The sequence below is a fragment of the Streptomyces sp. NPDC051243 genome, assembly GCF_044455405.1.
Lineage (GTDB): Bacteria > Actinomycetota > Actinomycetes > Streptomycetales > Streptomycetaceae > Streptomyces.
This window is the reverse complement of record NZ_JBITES010000002.1, coordinates 497018-518650: the sequence shown is the minus strand read 5'-3', so window position 1 is coordinate 518650 and position 21633 is coordinate 497018. Positions and strand designations below refer to the sequence as shown.

Genomic DNA, 21633 nt, shown 5'->3' with positions numbered 1-21633 from the left:
AGGACTTACCGGTCGTAGTCCTGATCGAACCGCTCCTCGTCCTCACGCATCCGCTCGGACTCCTCGTCCCGCTGCGGCCGCTGACGACCCCGCTCCGGCTGGCCCGGCTGACCCTGCTTACCCTGCTGGCCGCGCTGACCCTGCTGCTGCGCCCGCTGCTTCAGCTGCTCGGACTTCTCCTGGAACTGGTCCTTCATGCCCATGTGGGTTCACTCCCGTAGTGGGTTGGGGATCGGCCTCTCGCTGAGCCAGCGGGGCCTCGACCAGATTCACACGGGCGATAACCCTACGCATGTCGATCAGTCACGGCGCGTAGTACGCGCAGCTCGCTCCCGCTCGTCGGCGGAGCCGCCCGCCCCGACCAGCCCCGTCCGCATCCCCTCCAGCCGGTCCGCGAACCGCCGCATCTCCCGCTGCCCCACGGTCCCGATGACCCCCGGCAGATACCCGCGCACCCCCTGCATCCCGCGCAGCCACCACTGCCCGTACACATGGCTGGACCGCCGCTCGATCCCGGCCACGATCCGGTCCACCGCCGGCCCCAGCGGATACGTCTTGTTGGACGGCCACGGCAGCCGCTTCCTCAACTCCCGCATGACGTCGTCCTGATCGGCCCCGCGCACCATGTCGGTGTCGGTCCAGGACAGATACCCGACGCCCACCCGCACGCCCTTGTACCCGACTTCGGCCCGCAGACTGTGCGCGTACGCCTCCACACCGGACTTGGACGCGCAGTACGCGGTCATCATCGGCGCCGGAGTCATAGCGGCGAGTGACGCGATCTGCAGCAGATACCCCCGGCTCTCCATCAGCACCGGCAGAAACGCCCGGGCCGTCACCGCCGACCCGATGAGGTTGACCTCGATGACCCGCCGCCACGCCGCGGGGTCGGAGTCGACGAACGGCCCACCGGACGCGACCCCCGCGTTGGCGACCACGATGTCGACCTTCCCGAACCGCTCCTTGACCTCCCGCGCCACCCGGGCCATCGCCTCATGGTCCGTCACATCGGCGTACCAGTGGTCGCTGTCGCTGTGCAGCCGCTCGGAGACCTGCTTGAGTTCGTCCGGCTCCAGCCCGACCAGCGCCACCTTCGCCCCGCGCGCCGAGAGCTTGCGGGCGAGCAGCTCACCGACACCCCGCGCCGCCCCGGTGACGACGGCGACCTGCCCCTCCAGGCTCACCCTGCTCATGCGCCCTCCTTGACCCGCGTGTACGTGCCGGACTGCGTGTGAACGTACGTCGTGACGAGTTCCCGTATCTTCCCGGTCACCAGCTCGGGCGCCTCGACCGGCGTCATGTGCCCGAGGCCGGGCAGTTCGGTGACGCCGAGGCAGTTCGGCAGCGCGGCCGCCAGCGAGCGGGCGTGCACCGGCGGGGTCAGCCGGTCGGCCGTGCCGACGACGACCGCGGTCGGTGCCGCCAACTCCCGTACGCCATGGTCGAGATCGAGCAGGTCGAGCACATGCGACCAGGCGTACCGCACCTTGCGCGGGCAGGCGTGCACGATACGCGCGCACGCCTCGACCATGTGCGGGGCCGAACCGGGGCCCATCGTGGCGTACTTGAGGATCGCCCGGGCGACCGGCGTGACCGGCCCGAGGGGCGCCCGCGAGCCGAGGATGTGCTTGGTCAGCCAGGTCCGCAGCCGCCCGGGACGTATGGGTACGACCGTGGACTCGGCGACCAGCCGCGACGAGCCCGTGCTGCACAGCAGGACGGCCGCCGCGTGCTCCCGGAACCCCGCTCGGGTGGCGGCGGCCATCACCGTCATGCCGCCCATGGAGTGCCCGGCGATCACGGCCTGCTCGCCGGGTGCGAGGGTCGCCTTCAGTACGGCTTCGAGGTCGTCGGCGAGCGCGTCGGCGCTGCAGGCCGGGCTCGCCGGGCTGCGTCCGTGGCCGCGCTGGTCGTAGGCGATGACACGGTGGTCGACGGCGAGGTCGCGTATCTGCGCGGCCCAGAAGGCGGTCGAGCAGGTCCAGCCGTGCGCGAGGACGACGGGGGGCGCGTTCTCGGGACCGTGCACCTCTATGTGCAGCCGGGCGCCGTCGGCGGACACGGCCGTCAGCTCACGGACGGGGACGGGTGGGGCGTACGGCCCGGACTTCACGTACATGAGACGGCTCACGCGGTCACCTCGGCGCTTTCCTTGTCTTCCTTGACGGACGAGCGGACGACGGCGTACTCGGCGAGATCCACCCGCCGCGTCGCCCGCCGGAACTCGGTGGTCGTACCGGGCCAGATGGTCGTGTTGCGCCCGCTCGCGTCGAGGTACCAGCTCGTGCAGCCGCCCGTGTTCCACACCGTCCGCTTCATGCGCTCCTGAACCCGCCGGTTCCAGGCGTGCACGGCGCTGGGCCGCGCGTCGAGGGCGACTCGGCCGCCCAGGACGTTCAACTGCCGTACGAAGTCGGCCATGTAGTTCAGCTGGGACTCGATCATGAGGATCATGGAGGAGTTCCCGAGGCCGGTGTTGGGCCCGATGATGGTCATCCAGTTCGGGAACCCGGCGGCGGACGCACCCCGCAGGGCCTCCATCCCGCCCTTCCACGCCTCGGCGAGCGTACGGCCGTCCGCGCCCACCACCCGCTCGGCGATGGGCATGTCGGTGACATGGAACCCCGTACCGAAGACGATCGCGTCGACCTCGGCCTTGGACCCGTCGGCGGCGACGACGGTCGAGCCGCGGACCTCACTGAGCCCACTCGCGACCACCTCCACATTGGGCCGGGCGAGCGCCGGGTAGTACTCGCTGCTCAGCAGGATCCGCTTGCAGCCGATGCGGTAGTCGGGGGTGAGCTTGGCGCGCAGGGCGGGGTCCTTGATGGCGCGGCCCATGTTCCGCTTGGCCAACTGCTCGACGAGCCCGAGTTCGCCCGGGTGCTTGGTGAACGCCTGGACCTGCAACTCCCGGATCCCCCACAGCAGTCCGCGGCGCAGCCGGCTGGTGAAGGGCAGGGCGCGGTGCAGGGAGCGCTCGGCGCCGCTGATGGCGCGGTCGATGCGGGGCATGACCCAGGGCGGGGTGCGCTGGAAGAGGGTCAGCCGCTCGACCTCGGGCTGGATGGACGGCACGATCTGAATGGCGGAGGCGCCGGTGCCGACCATGGCGACGCGCTTGCCGTGCAGGTCGTAGTCGTGGTCCCAGCGGGCGGAGTGGAAGACCTTGCCCGGGAAGGAGTCGAGCCCCGGGATGTCCGGGATCTTCGGGTCGGACAGCGGCCCGGTGGCGGACACGACGACGTCGGCCGAAAGGCCACCGCTGCTGGTCTCGATGTCCCAGCACAGCCGCTCACCGTTCCAGGTCATCCGCTTCACCTCCGAGTTGAAGCGGATGTGCGGGCGCAGCCGGAAGACGTCGGTCACGTGCTCCAGGTAGGCGCGGATGTGCTCCTGCCCGGAGAAGGTGCGCGGCCAGTCGGGATTGGGCGCGAAGGAGAAGGAGTACAGATGCGACGGCACATCGCACGCACACCCCGGATAACTGTTGTCCCGCCAGGTGCCGCCGACGCTGTCGGCCCGCTCCAGGACGACGAAGTCGGTGACGCCCTCGCGGCGCAGCCGGACGGCGGCCCCCAGCCCGCCGAACCCGGACCCGACCACCGCGACCCGCACATGTTCGCGTTCGGCCATGCCTGTGCCTCCACACTTGAACACACTTGAACCGGAACCCTGCCAGTGAACACTGGCGCAATGGGAGAGTAGAGGAGGTCCGTACCGACCGGTAGGGGTCGGTCGACGAAAGTGCCGAGAAGGCACCGACGAAAGTTACCCCCGGTACGAATTAAGGTTCCGGGGTGACCGAGAAGCGTGAGTACCGCATGGAGGAACTGGCCCGCCTGGCCGGCATCACGGTGCGCACCCTGCGCTTCTACCGGGAACGCAAGCTGATACCACCACCCCGCCGCGAGGGCCGTATCGCCTGGTACGACGACCACCACCTGGCCCGCCTGCGCACGATCGCGGCCCTGCTGGAACGCGGCCACACCCTCACCGGCATCGCGGAACTGGCCGAGGCCCTCGACCACGGCCGGGACGTGGCCGACCTCCTCGGCATCTCGGCCCCCACCGAGGAGGAGCCGGTCCGCCTCACCCCCGAGGAACTCGCCGCCCGCTTCGAGGGCCAGGTCACCCCCGAGAACCTCGCGGCCTCCCTGGAACTCGGCTACCTCGGCACCGACGGCGACGGGATCGTCCACATCAGCCGCCGCCTGCTGGACGTCTCCTCGGCCCTGGTCCGCGAGGGCATCCCGCTCGCGGAGGTCCTGACGGCGGCCAAACGGGTCCGCGAACACGTCGACGACCTGGCCGAACTCTTCGCCGACCTGGTCCTGCGCCACGCCCAGGAAGACGACCTCCAGCGCCTGCGCCCGCTCGCCCGCAGCGTGGTGGAGGCGGAACTGTCGCTGGCACTGGACCGACGGTTGCGGAAGCAGAGGGAACGGGACGGAACGGGCGGGGACGCGGAACCGGACGGGCGGGACTAGGCCGTGTCGTTTGGATCGGGTCGGCTGAGAGGTACTGCGCTTTTCAGCCGACCCGAGCGCGCCAGGGCCCGCGACGCCGGCATGATCCAAACGACAGGTCCTAACGGTCGTAGACCACCGTCACCGGCGCATGGTCCGACCACCGCTCCGCGTGCGTCGCCGCGCGCTCGACATACCCCTTGAGCGCCTTCGCGGCGAGTCCCGGCGTCGAGACCTGGTAATCGATGCGCCATCCGGTGTCGTTGTCGAAGGCGCGCCCGCGGTACGACCACCACGAGTACGGCCCCTCGACGTCCGGGTGCAGCGACCGTACGACGTCGACATAGCCACCGGCGGCCGGGTCGAACACCTGGCTGAGCCACTCCCGCTCCTCCGGCAGGAAGCCCGAGTTCTTGGTGTTGCCGCGCCAGTTCTTCAGGTCGGCCTTCTCGTGGGCGATGTTCCAGTCGCCGCAGACGACGACCTCGCGGCCGTCGGCGGCGGCGCGCTCGCGCAGGGACTTCAGGTAGGCCAGGAACTCGCCCATGAAGCGGATCTTCTCGTCCTGCCGCTCGGTGCCGACCTCGCCGGAGGGGAGGTAGAGGGAGGCGACCGTCACACCGGGGAGGTCCGCCTCGACGTAGCGGCCGCTGTCGTCGAACTCACTCGATCCGAAGCCGACCTGGATACGGTCGGGCTCACGGCGGGTGTAGAGGGAGACACCGGCGCGGCCCTTGGCGGCGGCGGGCGCGTGCACGACGTGCCAGCCGTCGGGCGTGCGGACGTGCTCGGGCAACTGCTGCGGCTCCGCGCGCACCTCCTGAAGGCACAGCACATCGGCTTCCGTAGCGGCGAGCCATTCCACGAAGCCCTTCTTCGCGGCCGCCCGCAGCCCGTTCACATTCACAGAGGTCACAGTGAGCACTCCGGCACCCTACCGGCACACTGGACAGAGTCCGATTCTGGAACTCTTTGATCTTGAAGTTCTCGATCTTGAATTGATATACGGTATCCAGCATGCATATACGCCGCGTCTCCTTCGACCACCCCGACGCCGTCAAGCTCAACGACCAGGTGCAGGCCGAGTACGCCGTCCGCTACGGCGACGACGGCGACGCCACGTCCATGGACACGGCGGACTTCGAACCGCCGAACGGCCTGTACCTGCTCGCGTACGACGAGCTCGGCACCCCCGTCGCCTCCGGCGGCTGGCGGGCCCAGGACGAGAACGGCGAGGGCAACCGGGACGGGGACGCCGAGCTCAAGCGGATGTACGTCGTGGAGTCGATGCGCGGACGGGGCCTCGCGCGACGCATCCTGGCCGCGCTGGAGGAGGACGCGCGGGCCGCGGGGCGCATCCGCATGGTGCTGGAGACCGGCTCCAAGCAGCCGGAGGCGGTGGCGCTGTACACGTCCAGCGGGTACGAGCCGTGCGAGAAGTTCGGCTACTACCGCCACCACGAGCTGAGCCTGTGTTACGCGAAGGCGCTGTGAGCGGTCAGTCGCGGGTGGCGTTGATGCGGTGGACGTCCCTCACACAGAGGTTGAGGACGGCGGCGGCCACGACGAGAGCGGCGCACGCCACCAGCACCGTCCGGTTGTCCCACGTACCGGCCGCGAGTGCGGTGAGCAGATAGCCGACCGGAATCGCCAGCCGCTCCCCGACGCTGTTGAACGCGCCCATGCGCCCCAACTCCCCCTGCGGAACATGCTGCTGGAAGGCGGTCGTCCACGCGACGATCGCCACGTCCAGCCCGACGCCCGCGAGGAACGTGGCCAACAGCAGCCAGGGCAACGGCAGTCCCCAGCCCATGACGAGCAGGGGCACGGCGAGGGGCGCCCCGGCCGCGACCGCGACGACCATCAGCCGGTAGGGCCGCCACCGCAGACACACCACCGTCCCGGCCAGCAGCCCCGCCGCGAACGCCCCCTGCACCAGCCCCCAGTCCCGCGCCCCCGCGTACCGCTCCGCCGCGACGACCGGCCCCAGCAGCTGGAACCCCGCCAGCCACGCGGCGACCAGGACGGTCCCCGAGACCGTGTACGTCCACAGCCAGGTCCGCGACCAGAAGCCGGTCCACCCCTGCCGCAGATCGCTCAGCGCACTGGTGACGGGGACGGGCGCGTCCAGGCGCAGCCCGCGCAGCAGCAGTGCGGCGACGGCGAAGGTGAGCGCGTCCCAGGCCAGCGCCCAGGCCGGACCGCTGACCGCGACGGCGCCGCCGCCGACGGCCGGTCCGAGGACCTTGACCGCGTTGCCCGGCAGCCTGAGCAGGGCGTTGGCCTGCGGCAACTCTTCGGCGGGCACGATCTGGGCCACGGCGCCCTGGGCGGCCGGCACGGCGAAGGCCACGGCGGTGCCCGAGACGAAGCCGCAGACGGCGATGGAGGTGGTGGTCGCGTGCCCGGTGGCGACGACGACCGCCAGGGCACCCTGGGCGGCGGCGGCCAGCAGATTGCCGAGGAAGAGGAGCCGACTGCGGGACACACGGTCCGCGAGCACCCCGCCCACCAGAAGGAACAGGACGGTGGGAACGGTGTTGGTGGCGAGCACCACACCGAGGGCGCCGGCGCCTCCGCCCTGTTCGATCACGGAGTAGGCGAGCGCGAGGGGCGCCATCGCGGATCCGGCGGCGGAGATCAGACTGGCGGTCACAAACCGCCGGAAGGCCGCGTTCCGCAGCGGTGTCGCCCGCTTCGCCGGTAACTCCGCGACACCGTTCCCCACGTTCCCCCTCAAGCCACGGCCTCTTGGGCAAAACAAAGATCCCGCCCGATCAACCGATCGGGCGGGATCTCACAACTCCCCAAGTTCCCTTGGAAAGTCGTTGCGGTGGACCTGAGGGGATTTGAACCCCTGGCCCCCTCGATGCGAACGAGGTGCGCTACCGGACTGCGCCACAGGCCCTTGCAACGAGTGAAACTTTAGCACCCCGATCGGCCTGCTTGGAAATCCGTTCCTGGTCGGCGGCCGGGGCCCTCGGTTACTCGTTGGCCGCGCGCGGCCGGTCGCCGTCCTCGTACTGGTCGAACAGTGGCGTACGACCCCGCTCGCGTGCCCGGCGGGCGGAGGCGGCCGTGGGGTTGCCCCCGCGTGAGCGGGTTCGAGCGCGGGGGAGGGCGTCGCTGCGGCCGTCCCCCTCGTCCTTCTCCTCGCCGCGGGCCGAGTCCCCCGGCGCCGCGCCGCGCCCGGCACCGTCCCCGGCGTCGACTCCCGCGTCCCGGTCCCGGCCGACCGCGCTCGACCGTGCCGAGCTCCACGCGTCCGGCGCCCCGAGATCCACGTTGGAGGTGGCGCGGGGAGCGACCGGCGCGGTCACGTACGTCGGCAACGGCACCGGGACCGGGTCCCAGCTGTCCCCGTGCCCGGGCCGCCGCTGCCGCTCGCGCTGCTGGTCGACCCACTCGGCGTGATCGGTCTGCTCGACGAGGGCACGCCGGTCCGCGGCGAGCGCGGACAGCCCGGTGTCGGTGCCTGGTTCAGGCCTCTCGTCGGGCTCGTCGATACCGTCACCCGCGTCGGCGGCGCCTCGCCTGCGGGACTGGCGGGCGTGCTCGCGCAGGCGCTGCGCGGCGGCCTCGGCCTGCCGCCGGTCCATCTGGTAGGCGAAGCGGCGGCGCTCCTGGGAGCGCAGGTAGGCGATGTACCCGCTGAGCAGCACGGCCGGAATGCCGGGCGCCCACAGGAAGGCGAGCCCGCCGACCGCGGCGACGACCGCGCCGAGCGTGAAGGCGAGGAAGAGGACGACGGTGGTGCGCCTGCGCCGCGCGAGCACCTTGGAGCGCCGGGCACGTGCCGCGGCCGCCTCCTCCGCGGGCGGGCGGCGGGCGGCGGGCACCCGCTTGCGCGCCTTGCCGGCCGGGCCGGAGCCCGGTTCGGAGGCGGGCGCGTTGCCGCGCTCGGGTGCCGGCCTGGACGCCTGTTCCGATGCCGGCTCAGGGCGTCCCGGCGACTGCGCCTGGACCGTCGCCTGGGTCTGCGGACGGGTCGGAGGTACGGCGAAGGCCCGGACGTCCACCGACTCGGTGACATCGCCCGGGTCATCGGCGCTGGGCTCCCCCTCCTCGGTGGAGCGCGCGCGCAGGTCCTTGGCGTACCGGCGCTCCATCCCCGCCCGTCCGGACAGCAACCGGATGGCTGTGCTGAAGCGTTCCGTCGGACGGGCCTCGTTCAGCTCGTCCTGCCTACGGAGCCACATCGGCACCAAGTAGGCGGCCCAGGCCCCGACAATGACTGCGTAGATGAGGCCGCTGCTGCTCACGCCTCACACGGTAGAGGGGTTTGCGCGAGGCCATCCGCCAATTGAGCCGGTGTGTCGCACGATCTGGCTGATATTTCGAACTTTTTTTGTGAGCGATGCGATCAGCAGCCCGCCGAGGCGCGAATTTATTGCCCTGAGCCGGTCATCGGGCGATCAATTTCGAACACTTATTCAATTTCCGGGCTGCTCGGTCTAGGCGGGATTCCCCTGGGGGTTCTGCCGGGTGTTCCGCGGCTCGGAGTGCGGTGTCTTCTGTGAGCGTGCCCGGTGCCAGCGGTTCAGCAACCCTTCCGGGGCCTCTTCCGCCGTGAGCGCGAAGACGAGATGGTCCCGCCAGGCTCCGTCGATGTGAAGATATCGCGGACGCAGCCCCTCCTCGCGGAATCCGAGTTTCTCCACGACCCGGCGGCTGGGCCCGTTCTCGGGGCGAATGCAGACCTCGATGCGGTGCAGACCGACGGTACGGAAACAGTGGTCCACGACGAGGGCCACGGCGGTCGGCATCACCCCGCGGCCCGCCACCGCCTCGTCCACCCAGTAACCGACGTGCCCCGAGCACATCGATCCCCAGGTGATCCCGGCGACCGTCAACTGCCCGACCAGCCGCCCCTGGTACTCGATGACGAACGGCAGCATCCGGCCCGCGTTCGCCTCGGACCGCAGATGCCGGACCATCTGCCGGTAGGTCGGCCGGTGCGCGATCGGCCCGCTGGGCGTGGGCGGCGGAATGGTCGCCTCCCAGGGGCGCAGCCAGTCCCGGTTGCGTCGGTTGACCTCGCGCCAGGCCCGTTGGTCGCGCATCTTTATCGGCCGGAGGACGACATCGCCGTCCCCCAGCACGACGGGCCAGGATGGGCTGTTCAGCTCGCACCCCCGCTGCTGGGTCTGGGGTGGTCGCCGCCGCGGATCTGGTCGACGGCGTGGATGAGCAGGGGCTCCAGGACGGCCAGTCCGTCCTTGACCCCGCCGCTGGAACCGGGCAGGTTCACGATCAGGGTGCCCCGCGCCACTCCGGCCAGGCCCCGGGAGAGCGCGGCGGTCGGCACCTTCTCCCTGCCGAACGCCCGGATGGCCTCCGCGATGCCCGGTACCTCGTGGTCGATCACCGCGCGGGTCGCCTCGGGGGTGCGGTCCGTGGGCGAGATGCCGGTGCCGCCGGTGGTCACGATGACGTCGTACCCGGCGTCGACGCCCGCGCGCAGGGCGGCCTCCACGGGGTCGCCGTCGGGCACGACCTGCGGGCCGTCGACCGCGAAGCCGAAGCCCTTGAGGCCCTCGGCGATCAACGGGCCGCCCTTGTCCTCATAGACCCCGGCGGCAGCCCGGTTGGAGGCGGTGATGACCAGCGCGGCGTACGGCGCGACCAGGGCGCCGCCCACCGAAGCGTCGAGAGTCATGCCCGGCTCCAGTCGCCCGACTTGCCGCCCGTCTTCTGCTCCACCCGCACGTCCGTGATCACCGCTCCCTTGTCGACCGCCTTCACCATGTCGATCACGGTGAGCGCGGCGACGGAGACCGCGGTGAGGGCCTCCATCTCGACGCCCGTACGGTCCGTGGTCTTCACGGTGGCCTGGATCTCCACGGCGTCGTCCGCGACCGACAGGTCCAGTTTCACACCGGAGACCGCGAGCGGGTGGCACAGCGGGATCAGGTCCGGGGTGCGCTTGGCGCCCATGATGCCCGCGATGCGCGCGGTGGCCAGGGCGTCGCCCTTGGGGACGCCTTCGCCGCGCAGCAGCTCGACCACGCGGGGTGAGACGAGGACGCGTCCGCTGGCGCGGGCCGTGCGCGCGGTCACGTCCTTCTCTGAGACGTCGACCATGCGGGCCGCGCCCGCGTCATCGATGTGCGTGAGGCGGTCCTGGGTGGGTCGGTCCTGCGCAGGGGGTCCGGGGGTCTCCCCCCGGGAAGGCTCAGTCATGCTGGTGTGGCGCTCCCGGTCCGGGCCCGCCGCGGTGCGGCGCACGGGCCTGCTGTGCGCGACACGGTACCCCCAACCGGAGCCGCTCAGCCGAGCAGGACCACCTCGACCTCGGAGCCGGGCTCGACACTCTCCACGTCCTCGGGGACCACGATCAGCGCGTCCGCGCGCGCCAGGGCCGCGATCAGGTGGGAGCCGGCACCGCCGACCGGCCGCACCTCGCCGTCCGCGTAGGTTCCGCGCAGGAACTGTCTGCGTCCCTTGGGCGAGGTCAGCGCCTTGTCGGAGGCCAGGGTGGCGGTCGTGCGCGGCCGGTGCACGTCCTCCAGGCCCATCAGCGTGCGGATCGCGGGCCGCACGAATAGTTCGAAGGAGACGTACGACGACACCGGGTTGCCCGGGAGCGCGAGCAGCGGGGTGTGGTCGGGGCCGATGGAGCCGAAGCCCTGCGGCTTGCCGGGCTGCATGGCGAGCTTGCGGAACTCGACGCCGCTGCCGGGCTCGTCCTCGTCGCCGACGTGCGCCAGCGCCTCCTTGACGACGTCGTACGCCCCGACGCTCACGCCGCCGGTGGTGACCATGAGGTCGGCGCGCACGAGCTGGTCCTCGATGGTGGACCGGAGCGTCTCGGCGTCGTCGGCGACGGCGCCCACCCGGTAGGCGATGGCGCCGGCGTCGCGGGCGGCCGCGGTCAGGGAGAAGCTGTTGGAGTCGTAGATCTGGCCGCTGCCCAGGGCCTCGCCGGGCTGGACGAGTTCGCTGCCGGTGGACAGCACGACCACGCGCGGGCGCGGGCGCACGCGTACGGTGCCGCGGCCGATCGCGGCGAGCAGGGCGATCTGCGAGGGGCCGAGGACCGTGCCGGCCTCGAGCGCCCGGTCGCCGGCCTTCACGTCGCTGCCCTTCGCGCGCACGTGCGCGCGTTCCTCGGCCGGCCGGTAGATGTGGACCTCGCCGTGGGCGCCCTCGGGGGCCAGGCTGCGGGCGCGCATGCCGGTCACCGGGCCCTCGCCGAGCCCTCCGTCGGTCCACTCCACCGGGACGACCGTCTCGGCGCCGGGCGGCAGGGGGGCGCCGGTCATGATGCGGGCGGCCTGGCCGGGGCCCACATGGAGTGGTTCGGCCTGGCCCGCCGCGACGTCCCCGATGACCTCCAGCGCGGCGGGGAACTCCTCGCTCGCGCCCGCGACATCCGCGACCCGCACCGCGTACCCGTCCATGGAGCTGTTGTCGAACGGCGGCAGGGAGACCGGCACCGTGACGTCCTCGACCAGGACACAGCCCTGGGCGTCGAGAAGTTGCAGCTCGATGGGTTCGAGGGGGCGGACGGTCGTGAGGATGTCCTCCAGGTGTTCGTCCACCGACCAGAGGTGATCCTGGTCGGCCGGGCGGGTCGCGGCGGTGCTCAAATCGCTACATCTCCTCGGCTACGTAACTGCGAAGCCAGGTCCGGAAGTCCGGGCCCAGGTCTTCACGTTCGCACGCGAGTCTGACAATGGCACGCAGGTAGTCGCCGCGGTCGCCGGTGTCATAGCGGCGGCCCTTGAAGACGACGCCGTGCACCGGACCGCCGACCTTCTCGTCCTGGGAGAGCTGCTGGAGCGCGTCGGTGAGCTGGATCTCGCCGCCGCGGCCCGGCTCGGTCTTGCGCAGTATGTCGAAGATGTGCGGGTCGAGGACGTAACGGCCGATGATGGCGTAGTTGGACGGCGCGTCGGCCACGGCCGGCTTCTCGACCAGGTCGTGGACCTTGACCACGTCGCCGTCCTCGGTGGGGTCGACGGCGGCGCACCCGTAGAGGTGGATCTGCTCGGGCGCGACCTCCATGAGCGCGATGACGCTGCCGCCGTGCTGCTCCTGGACCTCGACCATCCGCTTGAGCAGCGGGTCGCGCGGGTCGATCAGGTCGTCGCCGAGGAGGACCGCGAAGGGCTCGTTGCCGACGTGCGGGGCGGCGCACAGGACGGCGTGACCGAGGCCCTTGGGGTCGCCCTGGCGGACGTAGTGCATGGTCGCGAGGTCGCTGGACTCCTGGACCTTGGAGAGCCGTTCGGCGTCGCCCTTCTTCTCCAGGGCGGACTCGAGTTCGTAGTTGCGGTCGAAGTGGTCCTCCAGGGGGCGCTTGTTGCGGCCCGTGATCATGAGGACGTCGTCGAGGCCGGCGGACACGGCCTCTTCGACCACGTACTGGATCGCCGGCTTGTCGACGACCGGCAGCATCTCCTTGGGAGTGGCCTTTGTTGCCGGCAGGAAGCGGGTACCGAGGCCCGCTGCGGGGATGACAGCCTTGCTGATCCGAGGGTGCGACTGAGTCATGCCCGACACCATATCCGGTGCCTTTGTAGGGAATCTGAGGCTCCGGTTATTTGGCTCTCATATGAGCACATTGGGAAGGGTACGGGAGCGACTGGTGAGTCACATCGGACGTCCGGGCGAGACTGACAAGCGAATGTTGCGGCGAGAGTTCCTCACGGTGAGAAGCAGGTTGACGCCGGATGACGTGCGGGCATCGGCGGCCGCGCTGGCCGAACGGGCCCTGGACCTGCCGGAGCTGGCGCACGCGCGCGTGGTGGCGGCGTACGTCTCCGTGGGCACCGAACCCGGCACGCTCGCGCTGCTGGACACACTGCGCGCGCGGGGCGTGCGCGTCCTGCTCCCCGCGCTGCTGCCCGACAACGACCTCGACTGGGGCACGTACACCGGGGAGGAGTCCCTCGCCCGTGTCCAACACGGCGGGAAGATGGCCCTCTTCGAGCCGCGCGGCGAACACCTCGGCCCGGACGCCGTGACCGACGCCGACGTGGTGCTGCTGCCGGGTCTCGCGGTCGACGCGCGCGGGATGCGGCTGGGGCGCGGCGGGGGGTCGTACGACCGCGTTCTCGCCCGTCTGGAACGCGCGGGTGCCCGGCCCTCGCTCGTGGTGCTGCTGTACGACTCCGAGGTCGTCGAGCGCGTCCCCGAGGAGCCGCACGACCGTCCGGTGCACGCGGTGGTGACACCGTCGGGTGTGCGCCGCTTCCGGGAGCCGTCGCCCTGATGCCAAGGGGCCCTCCACGCGCGCGTGGAGGGCCCCTTCGGCCGTTCGTCGCCGTCAGCGGGTCACGGCCTGAGCACCAGGGTGTCCTCCGTGCTCTCGTCCACCGCGCCGTCCGAGAAGGACCAGTCGAGCAGTTCGCCGTCGGCCCACTTGTCCGTCTGGTCGGTGTAGTGGGCGTTGTAGGCGTGCCCGGAGGCGCCTGTGAGGTTGATCCACTTCGACTTGTCGAGGTCGCCGAGGTTGACCACCATCCGCATCGACGGCACCCAGACGACGCCGTAGCCGCCCGCGGCGTTCCAGCCGGTGGCGTTGACCGTGGCCTCGCCGCCGCTGAGCTTCCAGGGGCCGCGGTTGAGGGCGTACTGCAGGAAGCCGGGGCCCTCGGTGCCGAGCGTCTGGTTCTTCAGGAACAGGCGGTGCAGCCGGCCCCAGCTCCAGGTGTCGATGTCCTTGCCGAGCTTGGCGGTCAGCTCCCAGCGAGCGTCGATCATGGCGCGCTTGAACAGCTCGTCGCGGTTGGTGGCGCCGGGGCGGTTGCCCGAGCTCGGCGTCGTCCACCAGTCGCTGTCCTCGTCGTCCATGAGGCTGCGCACGACCTCGAACCAGCGGTCACCGCCGTCCGGCTGCGCCTGGTCGGCGTCGCGCTCGCCGCACTCGCGCACCTTGTCCGTCTGGTCCGCGGGGCCGGTCGTGTTGACCGGGTCGACCCACAGGCACTGGCCCTTGACCCGCAGCTCCTTGGGCAGCTTGTTGCCGAAGGCGAGCTTGAGGATGTTGCGCCAGACCGAGTTGAAGTACGCGGCCGCCGCCGAGTCCGCGTCCTGGGTGTAGTCCCAGCCCTCCAGGAGCTCCTGTGCGTCACGGACGTCCTGCGCGTGGCGGATGTCCTTGTCGGAGATGTCGATCTTCAGCAGCTTGGGCACCAGCAGCTTCGCGATCTCGCTGCTGTTGTCGAGCTGCATCTGGCGCATGTCCTCGGTGGAGATCTTGCCGCCGTCGTCGACCTTCGACTGGATCAGGTCCGTGATGCGCTGGCTGCGGGTGCCGTAGCCCCAGTCCGTGGTGAGGGTGTACGGGTACTTCTTGCCGACCACGGCCTGGTTGGCGGTGACGATGTAGCCGCGCGCCGGGTCGTACTCGTACGGCAGCTCGTCCTCGTCGACGTAGCCGGTCCAGCGGGACTTCGGGTCCCAGCCCGGCGCCGGGACGGAACCGTCGTAGCCCGCCGCGCGCGTGGGGATCTTTCCGGGCAGTGTGTAGCCGATGTGGTTCTTGGTGTCGGCGTAGATCAGGTTCTGCGAGGGCACGTCGAACAGGGCCGCCGCGCCGCGGAAGTCGTTCCAGTCCGCCGCCTTGTTCATGGCGAACACGGCGTCCATGGAGGTGCCCGGGTCCAGCGCGGTCCAGCGCAGCGCGATGCCGTAGCCGTCGCCGCGGTCGGGGGCGGCGGTGTCGACGGAGGCCTTCTTGCCGACCTTCACCAGCTCGGAGCTGCGGTCGGACAGCAGGGGCATGCCGTCCTTGGTCTGCCGGACGATGATCTTCTTGGCCGCGCCGCCGGCGACGTTGATCGTCTCCTCGCGCGTGATGAAGGGCACCGTCTTGCCGTTGTACAGGTAGCCGTCGCCGGAGAGCTTCTCCAGGTAGAGGTCGGTGACGTCGACGCCGGAGTTGGTCATGCCCCAGGAGATGTTCTGGTTGTGGCCGATGATCACGCCGGGCAGGCCCGCGAAGGTGTAGCCGGTGACGTCGAACTGGCACTTGGCGGAGACCGAGCGGCAGTGCAGGCCCATCTGGTACCAGACCGAGGGCAGCGCGGGCGACAGGTGCGGGTCGTTGGCCAGCAGCGGCTTGCCGGTGATCGTGTGCTTCCCGGCGACCACCCAGGAGTTGGAGCCGATGCCGTTGCCGTTCACGCCGACGGCCGTCGGAAGGTCGTCCAGGACGTCCTGCAGGCCCCCCAGCTGGCTCTGCAGGCCGCTGGTGCCCGAGGAGGAGCCCGTGCCCGTCGCGCCGCTCGTGGAGCCGCCGGTGGGCGAGCCCGCGGTGGACGAGCCCGCGGTGGACGCGGAGCCGCTCGGCTGGAACGTCTTGGTGAGCTCGTCGTACTGGCCGGTCTGGACGATCGTCTTGTTGCGGCTGTACGGGTAATCCGGGTACAGGTCCGCGATCTCCTTGGGGCCGAGGCGGCTGGTCATCAGGGCGCGGTCGATCTCGTCCTGCATGTTGCCGCGCAGGTCCCAGGCCATCGCCTTGAGCCAGGAGATCGAGTCGACCGGGGTCCACTTCGCCGGCTTGTAGTCGTTGGCGAACCCCAGAGCCGCGTACTCCAGGGAGATGTCCTTGCCGTCCTTGCCGTCCAGGTAGGCGTTGACGCCCTTGGCGTAGGCCTGGAGGTACTTCTTGGTGGAGGCCGACAGCGTCTTGTCGTACTCCTGCTGCGCTACCCGGTCCCAGCCCAGGGTGCGCAGGAACTCGTCGTTGTCGACCTGGCTCTTGCCGAACATCTCCGACAGCCGCCCGGAGGTCATGTGCCGCCGCACGTCCATCTCGTAGAACCGGTCCTGCGCCTGGACGTAGCCCTGCGCCAGGAACAGGTCCTCGTCCGAGGAGGCGTAGATCTGCGGGATGCCGTAGTCGTCGCGCTTCACGTCGACGGGCCCGGACAGGCCGTCCAGCGAGATCGAGCCCTTGGTCTGCGGGAACGAGGCACGGACGGTGCTGATGGACCAGTAGGCACCGCCGGTGACGCCTGCGATCAGGCCCAGTACCAGCACGAGGACGATCAGACGGGCTCTGCGCCCTTTCTTCCTGCCGGACTTGCCGGGCTGCTGACCCGTGGAGGCGGTGGTATTCGGGGGCATCGCTGTCCTTGCTGTCCTTACGCGAGCGGCAGGGCGGGCTGTCCTTTTGAATGAGCGCTGGAGCAACCATAGGCGCAGGGCCAAGTCCACCTTGACGCGGAGTGGTGAACCAGCGCGGACGGACGTTCGATCATGCCTCTCCGAGCGTCAAGAAATCGTCAAGAGTTAGGTAAGGTAACGAAGTAGTTGGGTGCGGAGAACCGCCACTTCGTGTCCTATGTACCTGTGCACACACGCGCGCGCGTGTGCGCGGGCCAGGGAAAGGGAACGGCCGCTGACTGTCCACGACCTCAACCAGCTCCTGCTCGTCTGCTCGCTCGTCCTCCTCGTCGCCGTCGCAGCGGTCCGGATCTCCTCGCGCAGCGGGCTCCCCAGCCTGCTCGTGTACCTGGGCATCGGCATGCTCATGGGCCAGGACGGCATCGGCGGCATCCGCTTCGACGACGCCGAGCTGACGCAGGTCATCGGCTATGCGGCGCTGGTCGTGATCCTGGCCGAGGGCGGTCTCGGCACGAAGTGGAAGGAGATCAAGCCGGCCCTTCCGGCCGCGACCGCGCTGGCACTGGTCGGCATCGGGATCAGCGTCGGGGTCACCGCGGCGGGCGCGCACTATCTGGTCGGGCTTGACTGGCGGCAGGCGCTCATCATCGGGGCGGTCGTCTCCTCCACCGACGCCGCCGCCGTCTTCTCCGTGCTGCGCAAGATCCCTCTCCCCGCGCGCGTGACGGGCACCTTGGAGGCCGAGTCCGGCTTCAACGACGCCCCCGTGGTCATCCTGGTGGTCGCCTTCTCCCACTCCGGCCCGATGGAGCACTGGTATGTGCTGGTGGGCGAGATAGCCCTGGAGCTGGCCATCGGCGCGGCCATCGGCATCGCGGTGGGCTTCCTCGGCTCCTGGGGCCTTCGGCACGTGGCGCTGCCCGCCTCCGGCCTCTACCCGATCGCCGTGATGGCCATCGCCGTCACCGCGTACGCGGCGGGCGCGATGGCGCACGGCAGCGGCTTCCTGGCCGTGTACCTCGCCGCGATGGTGATGGGCAACGCCAAGCTGCCGCACTGGCCCGCCACGCGCGGGTTCGCCGACGGGGTCGGCTGGATCGCCCAGATCGGCATGTTCGTCCTGCTCGGTCTCCTGGTCACCCCGAGCGAACTGGGCGACGACATCCTGCCCGCACTCGTCATCGGACTGGTGCTGACCATGGTGGCGCGCCCGCTGGGCGTCCTCGCGTGCCTGGTGCCGTTCCGCGTCCCCTGGCGCGAGCAGGCGCTGATGTCCTGGGCGGGGCTGCGCGGCGCCGTGCCCATCATCCTGGCGACGATCCCCATGGTGAGCGGCGTCCGGGACAGCCGCACCATCTTCAACATCGTCTTCGTCCTGGTCGTCGTCTACACCCTGCTCCAGGGCCCGACGCTGCCCTGGCTCGCCCGCAAGCTGAACATCGGCGGCGGCCAGGAGGCCGCCGACCTCGGCATCGAGTCGGCGCCCCTGGAGCGGCTGCGCGGGCATCTGCTGTCCTTCGGGATCCCCGAGGAATCGAAGATGCACGGCGTCGAGATCAACGAACTGCGGCTGCCCGCGGGAGCCGCCGTCACCCTCGTCGTCCGCGACGGAAAATCGTTCGTGCCGCTGCCGACGACGGTGCTGCGGCGCGGGGACGAACTTCTCGTGGTCGCCACGGATCCGGTACGGGACGCCGCCGAGAACCGGCTGCGCGCCGTGGCGGCCGGGGGCAAGCTGGCCGGTTGGCTGGGGACGAACGGGGCGAACTAATCGCAGGTGGAGCCCGTCACGGTGCTCATTTTCACAGGCGAGGCACCCGTCGACCCCTGTACTATGCAGGCGTCACCCAGATCAAACCAACTCTGCCTGACGCAGAGCTGGCGCGACCGTATGGCGGCCGGGACGTCCTTGCAGTGACGCCGGTATCTACCGCAGTTCCGCGCACGAGGACAGCTCTCGGCGCCGCCTCCCACCCGAAGGGGCCGCGCTACCAGGCGGCAGAAAGGCACGGGCCGTGGCATCCACGGTCACCACCGAGCCGTCGAAGGACTCGCCGGCCTCCTCCCGCCCGGGATACGGACAGCTGCTGCGCACCCGCGGCGCCTGGACGTTCCTGCTGCCCGGCTTCGCGGCACGCCAGCCGTTCGCGATGCTGACCATCTCCATCGTGCTGCTGGTGCAGCACACCACCGGCTCCTACGGCGCGGCGGGAGCCGCCGCGGCCGTCACCGGTGTCTCCATGGCCCTGTTCGCCCCCTACAGCGGCCGTCTCGCCGACCGCTACGGTCAGCGCGCCGTGCTGATCCCCGGCGTGCTGATCCACACGCTGTCGGGCCTGACCCTGACGGCGCTCGCCCTGGCCCACGCGCCCCTCTGGGCACTGTTCGCGGCGGCCGTCCCGACCGGTGCCTCGGTGCCGCAGGTCGGGCCCATGGTGCGGGCCCGCTGGGGCGTGAAGCTGCAGGGCTCGCCCCTGATGACGACGGCGGCCGCCTTCGAGTCCGTCACCGACGAGCTGACGTTCGTCGTCGGCCCGCTGCTGGCCACCGCCCTGTGCACCACCGTCGACCCGGCCGCGGGCCTGGTGACGGAGGCCGCGCTCACACTGCTGGGCGGTCTGCTGTTCGCCGCGCAGAAGAGCACGCAGCCCTCGGTCACGGTCGTCGGGCACGCGCGCGTGGAGCGCGCTTCCGCACTGCGCATCCCCGGGGTGCGCGTGCTGATCGTGACCTTCCTGGGGATCGGTTCCGTCTTCGGCGGCATGCAGGTCTCGCTGGCCGCCTTCACCGAGTCGATCGGCGAGCCGGGACTCAATGGCGTCCTATACGGCACGTTCGCCGCGGGCAACATGCTCTCCGGCATCGCCTGCGGCGCCATCGCGTGGAAGATGGCCCCGCAGCGACGCCTCGTCCTCGGGTACGCCGCGCTCGCGCTGGCCGCGTCCGGGCTGTGGGCCGCGCACTCGGTACTGGTTCTCGCCGGCCTCGGTCTCCTCGTCGGCATGTGCATCGCGCCCGCGCTCATCACCGGCTACACGCTGGTCGAGGGCCTGGTCCCGGCCGGTGCCCGCACGGAGGCCTTCACCTGGCTGACCGGTGCGGTGGCGCTCGGCCAGGCCGCCGCCGTCACGGTCGCCGGGCAGCTGGAGGACCGCTTCTGGGGCGGCGCCGGGTTCCTCGTCCCGATGGGCGGCACTCTGCTCGCCCTGGCGACCCTGGTGGCGCTGCGCTCGCGGCTGGTGGCACGGCCCCGGGTCCGTACCGTCGCACGTGGCGTGGGTCACCGGGTGCCGGTAGCAGTGGACTGAGCGGCTGGAATACGTCACTATGGACCGTCGTTAGCACTCATCGAGTGAGAGTGCCAGGAGGAAGACAGTGCCCACCTATCAGTACCAGTGCACCGAGTGCGGCGAGGGCCTCGAGGCGGTGCAGAAGTTCACCGACGACGCCCTGACCGAGTGCCCCAGCTGCCAGGGCCGCCTCAAGAAGGTGTTCTCCGCGGTCGGCATCGTCTTCAAGGGCTCCGGCTTCTACCGCAACGACAGCCGCGGCGCCTCGTCGAGCAGCTCGCCCGCGTCGTCGAAGTCGTCGACGTCCTCCTCGTCCGACTCGTCCTCGTCCTCCTCTTCGTCTTCGTCGTCCTCGGACTCGAAGCCGTCGAGCACCGGCGCCTCCTCCAGCAGCTCCGCCGCGTAACACCTCCGGCTCGCGGGACCCTGTCGTCGTACGGCGACGGGGTCCTTGGCGTTTCCTGGAGAGGGCGGGTACAGGCTGGAGAGGGAGGGTGCCGGAGGGCGTCCTTCGCGGTTGCGGGGCCGGCTGGGAAGGCGTTTGGCGGGGCTGGCTGGGAACGGCGGTCGCGGCGGCTGCGGAGCGGCTGGCTGGGGAAGGCGGTCGCTGCGGTTGCGGGGCGGCCGACTGGGAACGGCGATCCCCGCGCCTGCCGGGCGGCCGACTGGGAACGGCGATCCCCGCGCCTGCCGGGCGGCCGACTGGGAACGGCGATCCCCGCGCCTGCCGGGCGGCCGGCTGGGAACGGCGGTCGCGGGGGCGGGTCAAGGGCGGAACGGACTCATGGGCGTCTCCGGGTGCGCGTGGAGGACGGGCTCCCCGGCGTTTCCGGGGCCGGTTAGGGTGCGGGCATGGCGAACAAGGCGAACGTCGAAATCGGCGTGATCGGCGGCTCCGGGTTCTACTCGTTCCTCGACGACGTGACCGAGATCCAGGTGGACACCCCCTACGGGCCACCCAGCGACTCCCTCTTCCTCGGCGAGATCTCCGGCCGGCGGGTCGCCTTCCTGCCCCGGCACGGACGCGGCCACCATCTGCCGCCGCACCGGATCAACTACCGGGCCAACCTCTGGGCACTGCGCTCGCTCGGCGTGCGCCAGGTGCTCGGCCCGTGCGCGGTGGGCGGTCTGCGTCCGGAGTACGGACCGGGCACGCTGCTCGTGCCGGACCAGTTGGTCGACCGTACGAAGTCCAGGGTGGGGACCTACTTCGACGGCCTGCCACTGCCCGACGGCAAGGTGCCCAACGTGGTGCACGTCTCGCTGGCCGACCCCTACTGCCCCACGGGACGCGCGGCCGCGCTGAAGGCGGCGCGCGGGCGGGACTGGGAGCCGGTGGACGGCGGCACCCTCGTGGTCATAGAGGGCCCGCGCTTCTCGACCCGTGCCGAATCGTTGTGGCACCGCGCGCAGGGCTGGTCGGTGGTCGGCATGACCGGCCACCCCGAGGCGGCGCTCGCCCGTGAACTCGAGCTCTGCTACACCTCGTTGACCCTGGTCACCGACCTCGACGCGGGCGCCGAGACCGGCGAGGGCGTCTCGCACGAGGAGGTGCTGCGGGTGTTCTCGGCGAATGTGGACCGGCTGCGGGGGGTGCTGTTCGACGCGGTGGCGGGGCTGCCGGGGAACGGGGAGCGGGACTGTCTGTGCGCCAACGCGCTGGGCGGGATGGATCCGGGGTTCGAGCTGCCGTAGGGCGCCGGTGAACGAGGGGCGGAAACGACAGGGCGGAACGATAAGCGACAGGGCGGAACGATAAGGCGGAACTCCTCGTTCGGGTGGGGGCGTTT

General features: G+C 70.8%; 20 protein-coding genes and 1 tRNA gene. 7 read left to right on the top strand and 14 right to left on the bottom strand.

Translation table 11 applies throughout. The features are described from left to right. Nucleotides 1-5: 5 nt before the first annotated feature. The 4 genes from ACIBAG_RS06255 to ACIBAG_RS06240 all read right to left on the bottom strand — a co-directional run bounded on the left by ACIBAG_RS06255 (nt 6) and on the right by ACIBAG_RS06240 (nt 3636). Entirely contained in the window at nt 6-203 is a 198-nt protein-coding gene (locus ACIBAG_RS06255) for a hypothetical protein (protein WP_399101529.1), read from the bottom strand. Nucleotides 204-299: 96 nt separating this feature from the next. Then, nucleotides 300-1193 (bottom strand): SDR family oxidoreductase, encoded by an 894-nt coding sequence (locus ACIBAG_RS06250; protein ID WP_399101527.1) that lies wholly within the window; start codon nt 1191-1193, stop codon nt 300-302. Beyond that, the gene (locus ACIBAG_RS06245) at nt 1190-2131 is read right to left on the bottom strand and encodes an alpha/beta fold hydrolase (protein WP_399101525.1); all 942 of its coding nucleotides are present in this window, start codon (nt 2129-2131) and stop codon (nt 1190-1192) included. The genes ACIBAG_RS06250 and ACIBAG_RS06245 overlap by 4 nt, the downstream gene beginning before the upstream one ends. Beyond that, nucleotides 2128-3636 (bottom strand): flavin-containing monooxygenase, encoded by a 1509-nt coding sequence (locus ACIBAG_RS06240; protein ID WP_399101523.1) that lies wholly within the window; start codon nt 3634-3636, stop codon nt 2128-2130. Before ACIBAG_RS06240 ends, ACIBAG_RS06245 begins: the two co-directional genes overlap by 4 nt. A 164-nt stretch (nt 3637-3800) precedes the next feature. Between ACIBAG_RS06240 and ACIBAG_RS06235 the strand changes: the two genes are divergently transcribed. Then, entirely contained in the window at nt 3801-4490 is a 690-nt protein-coding gene (locus ACIBAG_RS06235) for a MerR family transcriptional regulator (RefSeq protein WP_399101521.1), read from the top strand. Between the two features lie 100 nt (nt 4491-4590). Here ACIBAG_RS06235 and ACIBAG_RS06230 read toward each other — a convergent pair whose 3' ends face one another. Further along, nucleotides 4591-5394, bottom strand: a complete 804-nt coding sequence (locus tag ACIBAG_RS06230; protein WP_399101519.1) for an exodeoxyribonuclease III — start codon at nt 5392-5394, stop codon at nt 4591-4593. Nucleotides 5395-5486: 92 nt separating this feature from the next. On the opposite strand from ACIBAG_RS06230, the gene ACIBAG_RS06225 reads away from it, so the two are divergent. Further along, on the top strand, nt 5487-5963 hold the full coding sequence (locus ACIBAG_RS06225; protein ID WP_399101517.1) for a GNAT family N-acetyltransferase: 477 nt from the start codon (nt 5487-5489) through the stop codon (nt 5961-5963). A gap of 4 nt (nt 5964-5967) precedes the next feature. Here ACIBAG_RS06225 and ACIBAG_RS06220 read toward each other — a convergent pair whose 3' ends face one another. From ACIBAG_RS06220 to galU, 8 genes are all read right to left on the bottom strand, one after another. After that, on the bottom strand, nt 5968-7152 hold the full coding sequence (locus tag ACIBAG_RS06220) for an MFS transporter (protein WP_399101959.1): 1185 nt from the start codon (nt 7150-7152) through the stop codon (nt 5968-5970). Nucleotides 7153-7303: 151 nt separating this feature from the next. Further along, nucleotides 7304-7377, bottom strand: a tRNA-Ala gene (locus tag ACIBAG_RS06215). 76 nt (nt 7378-7453) lie between these two features. Then, nucleotides 7454-8731, bottom strand: a complete 1278-nt coding sequence (gene glpR / locus ACIBAG_RS06210) for a gephyrin-like molybdotransferase receptor GlpR (RefSeq protein WP_399101515.1) — start codon at nt 8729-8731, stop codon at nt 7454-7456. 192 nt (nt 8732-8923) lie between these two features. Next, nucleotides 8924-9571 carry a GNAT family N-acetyltransferase gene (locus ACIBAG_RS06205; protein ID WP_399101513.1) on the bottom strand — a complete coding sequence of 216 codons (648 nt, stop codon included), beginning with the start codon at nt 9569-9571 and terminating at the stop codon, nt 8924-8926. Nucleotides 9572-9591: 20 nt separating this feature from the next. Next, nucleotides 9592-10128: a molybdenum cofactor biosynthesis protein B gene (locus ACIBAG_RS06200; RefSeq protein ID WP_399101511.1), complete on the bottom strand. Its 537-nt coding sequence runs from the start codon at nt 10126-10128 to the stop codon at nt 9592-9594. Continuing rightward, on the bottom strand, nt 10125-10652 hold the full coding sequence (gene moaC, locus ACIBAG_RS06195) for a cyclic pyranopterin monophosphate synthase MoaC (RefSeq protein WP_399101509.1): 528 nt from the start codon (nt 10650-10652) through the stop codon (nt 10125-10127). Before moaC ends, ACIBAG_RS06200 begins: the two co-directional genes overlap by 4 nt. 86 nt (nt 10653-10738) lie before the next feature. Then, nucleotides 10739-12061 carry a gephyrin-like molybdotransferase Glp gene (gene glp / locus ACIBAG_RS06190; protein ID WP_399101507.1) on the bottom strand — a complete coding sequence of 441 codons (1323 nt, stop codon included), beginning with the start codon at nt 12059-12061 and terminating at the stop codon, nt 10739-10741. 4 nt (nt 12062-12065) lie between these two features. Further along, nucleotides 12066-12968 (bottom strand): UTP--glucose-1-phosphate uridylyltransferase GalU, encoded by a 903-nt coding sequence (gene galU / locus ACIBAG_RS06185; protein ID WP_399101505.1) that lies wholly within the window; start codon nt 12966-12968, stop codon nt 12066-12068. Nucleotides 12969-13101: 133 nt separating this feature from the next. On the opposite strand from galU, the gene ACIBAG_RS06180 reads away from it, so the two are divergent. Continuing rightward, entirely contained in the window at nt 13102-13689 is a 588-nt protein-coding gene (locus ACIBAG_RS06180) for a 5-formyltetrahydrofolate cyclo-ligase (protein WP_399101503.1), read from the top strand. A gap of 62 nt (nt 13690-13751) precedes the next feature. On the opposite strand, the gene ACIBAG_RS06175 is transcribed toward ACIBAG_RS06180, so the two are convergent. Continuing rightward, a complete protein-coding gene (locus ACIBAG_RS06175) occupies nt 13752-16553 on the bottom strand; it encodes a penicillin acylase family protein (RefSeq protein ID WP_399101501.1) in 2802 nt (933 codons plus the stop codon). Nucleotides 16554-16770: 217 nt separating this feature from the next. Between ACIBAG_RS06175 and ACIBAG_RS06170 the strand changes: the two genes are divergently transcribed. The 4 genes from ACIBAG_RS06170 to ACIBAG_RS06155 all read left to right on the top strand — a co-directional run bounded on the left by ACIBAG_RS06170 (nt 16771) and on the right by ACIBAG_RS06155 (nt 21538). Further along, nucleotides 16771-18324 (top strand): potassium/proton antiporter, encoded by a 1554-nt coding sequence (locus ACIBAG_RS06170; protein WP_399101499.1) that lies wholly within the window; start codon nt 16771-16773, stop codon nt 18322-18324. A gap of 244 nt (nt 18325-18568) precedes the next feature. After that, complete coding sequence (locus tag ACIBAG_RS06165) at nt 18569-19861, top strand: MFS transporter (protein ID WP_399101497.1); 1293 nt, start codon at nt 18569-18571, stop codon at nt 19859-19861. A 67-nt stretch (nt 19862-19928) separates the two neighbouring features. Next, nucleotides 19929-20249, top strand: coding sequence for an FmdB family zinc ribbon protein (locus ACIBAG_RS06160; protein ID WP_399101495.1), 321 nt, complete (start codon nt 19929-19931; stop codon nt 20247-20249). Between the two features lie 446 nt (nt 20250-20695). Continuing rightward, on the top strand, nt 20696-21538 hold the full coding sequence (locus tag ACIBAG_RS06155) for an S-methyl-5'-thioadenosine phosphorylase (RefSeq protein WP_399101493.1): 843 nt from the start codon (nt 20696-20698) through the stop codon (nt 21536-21538). Nucleotides 21539-21633: the final 95 nt, after the last annotated feature.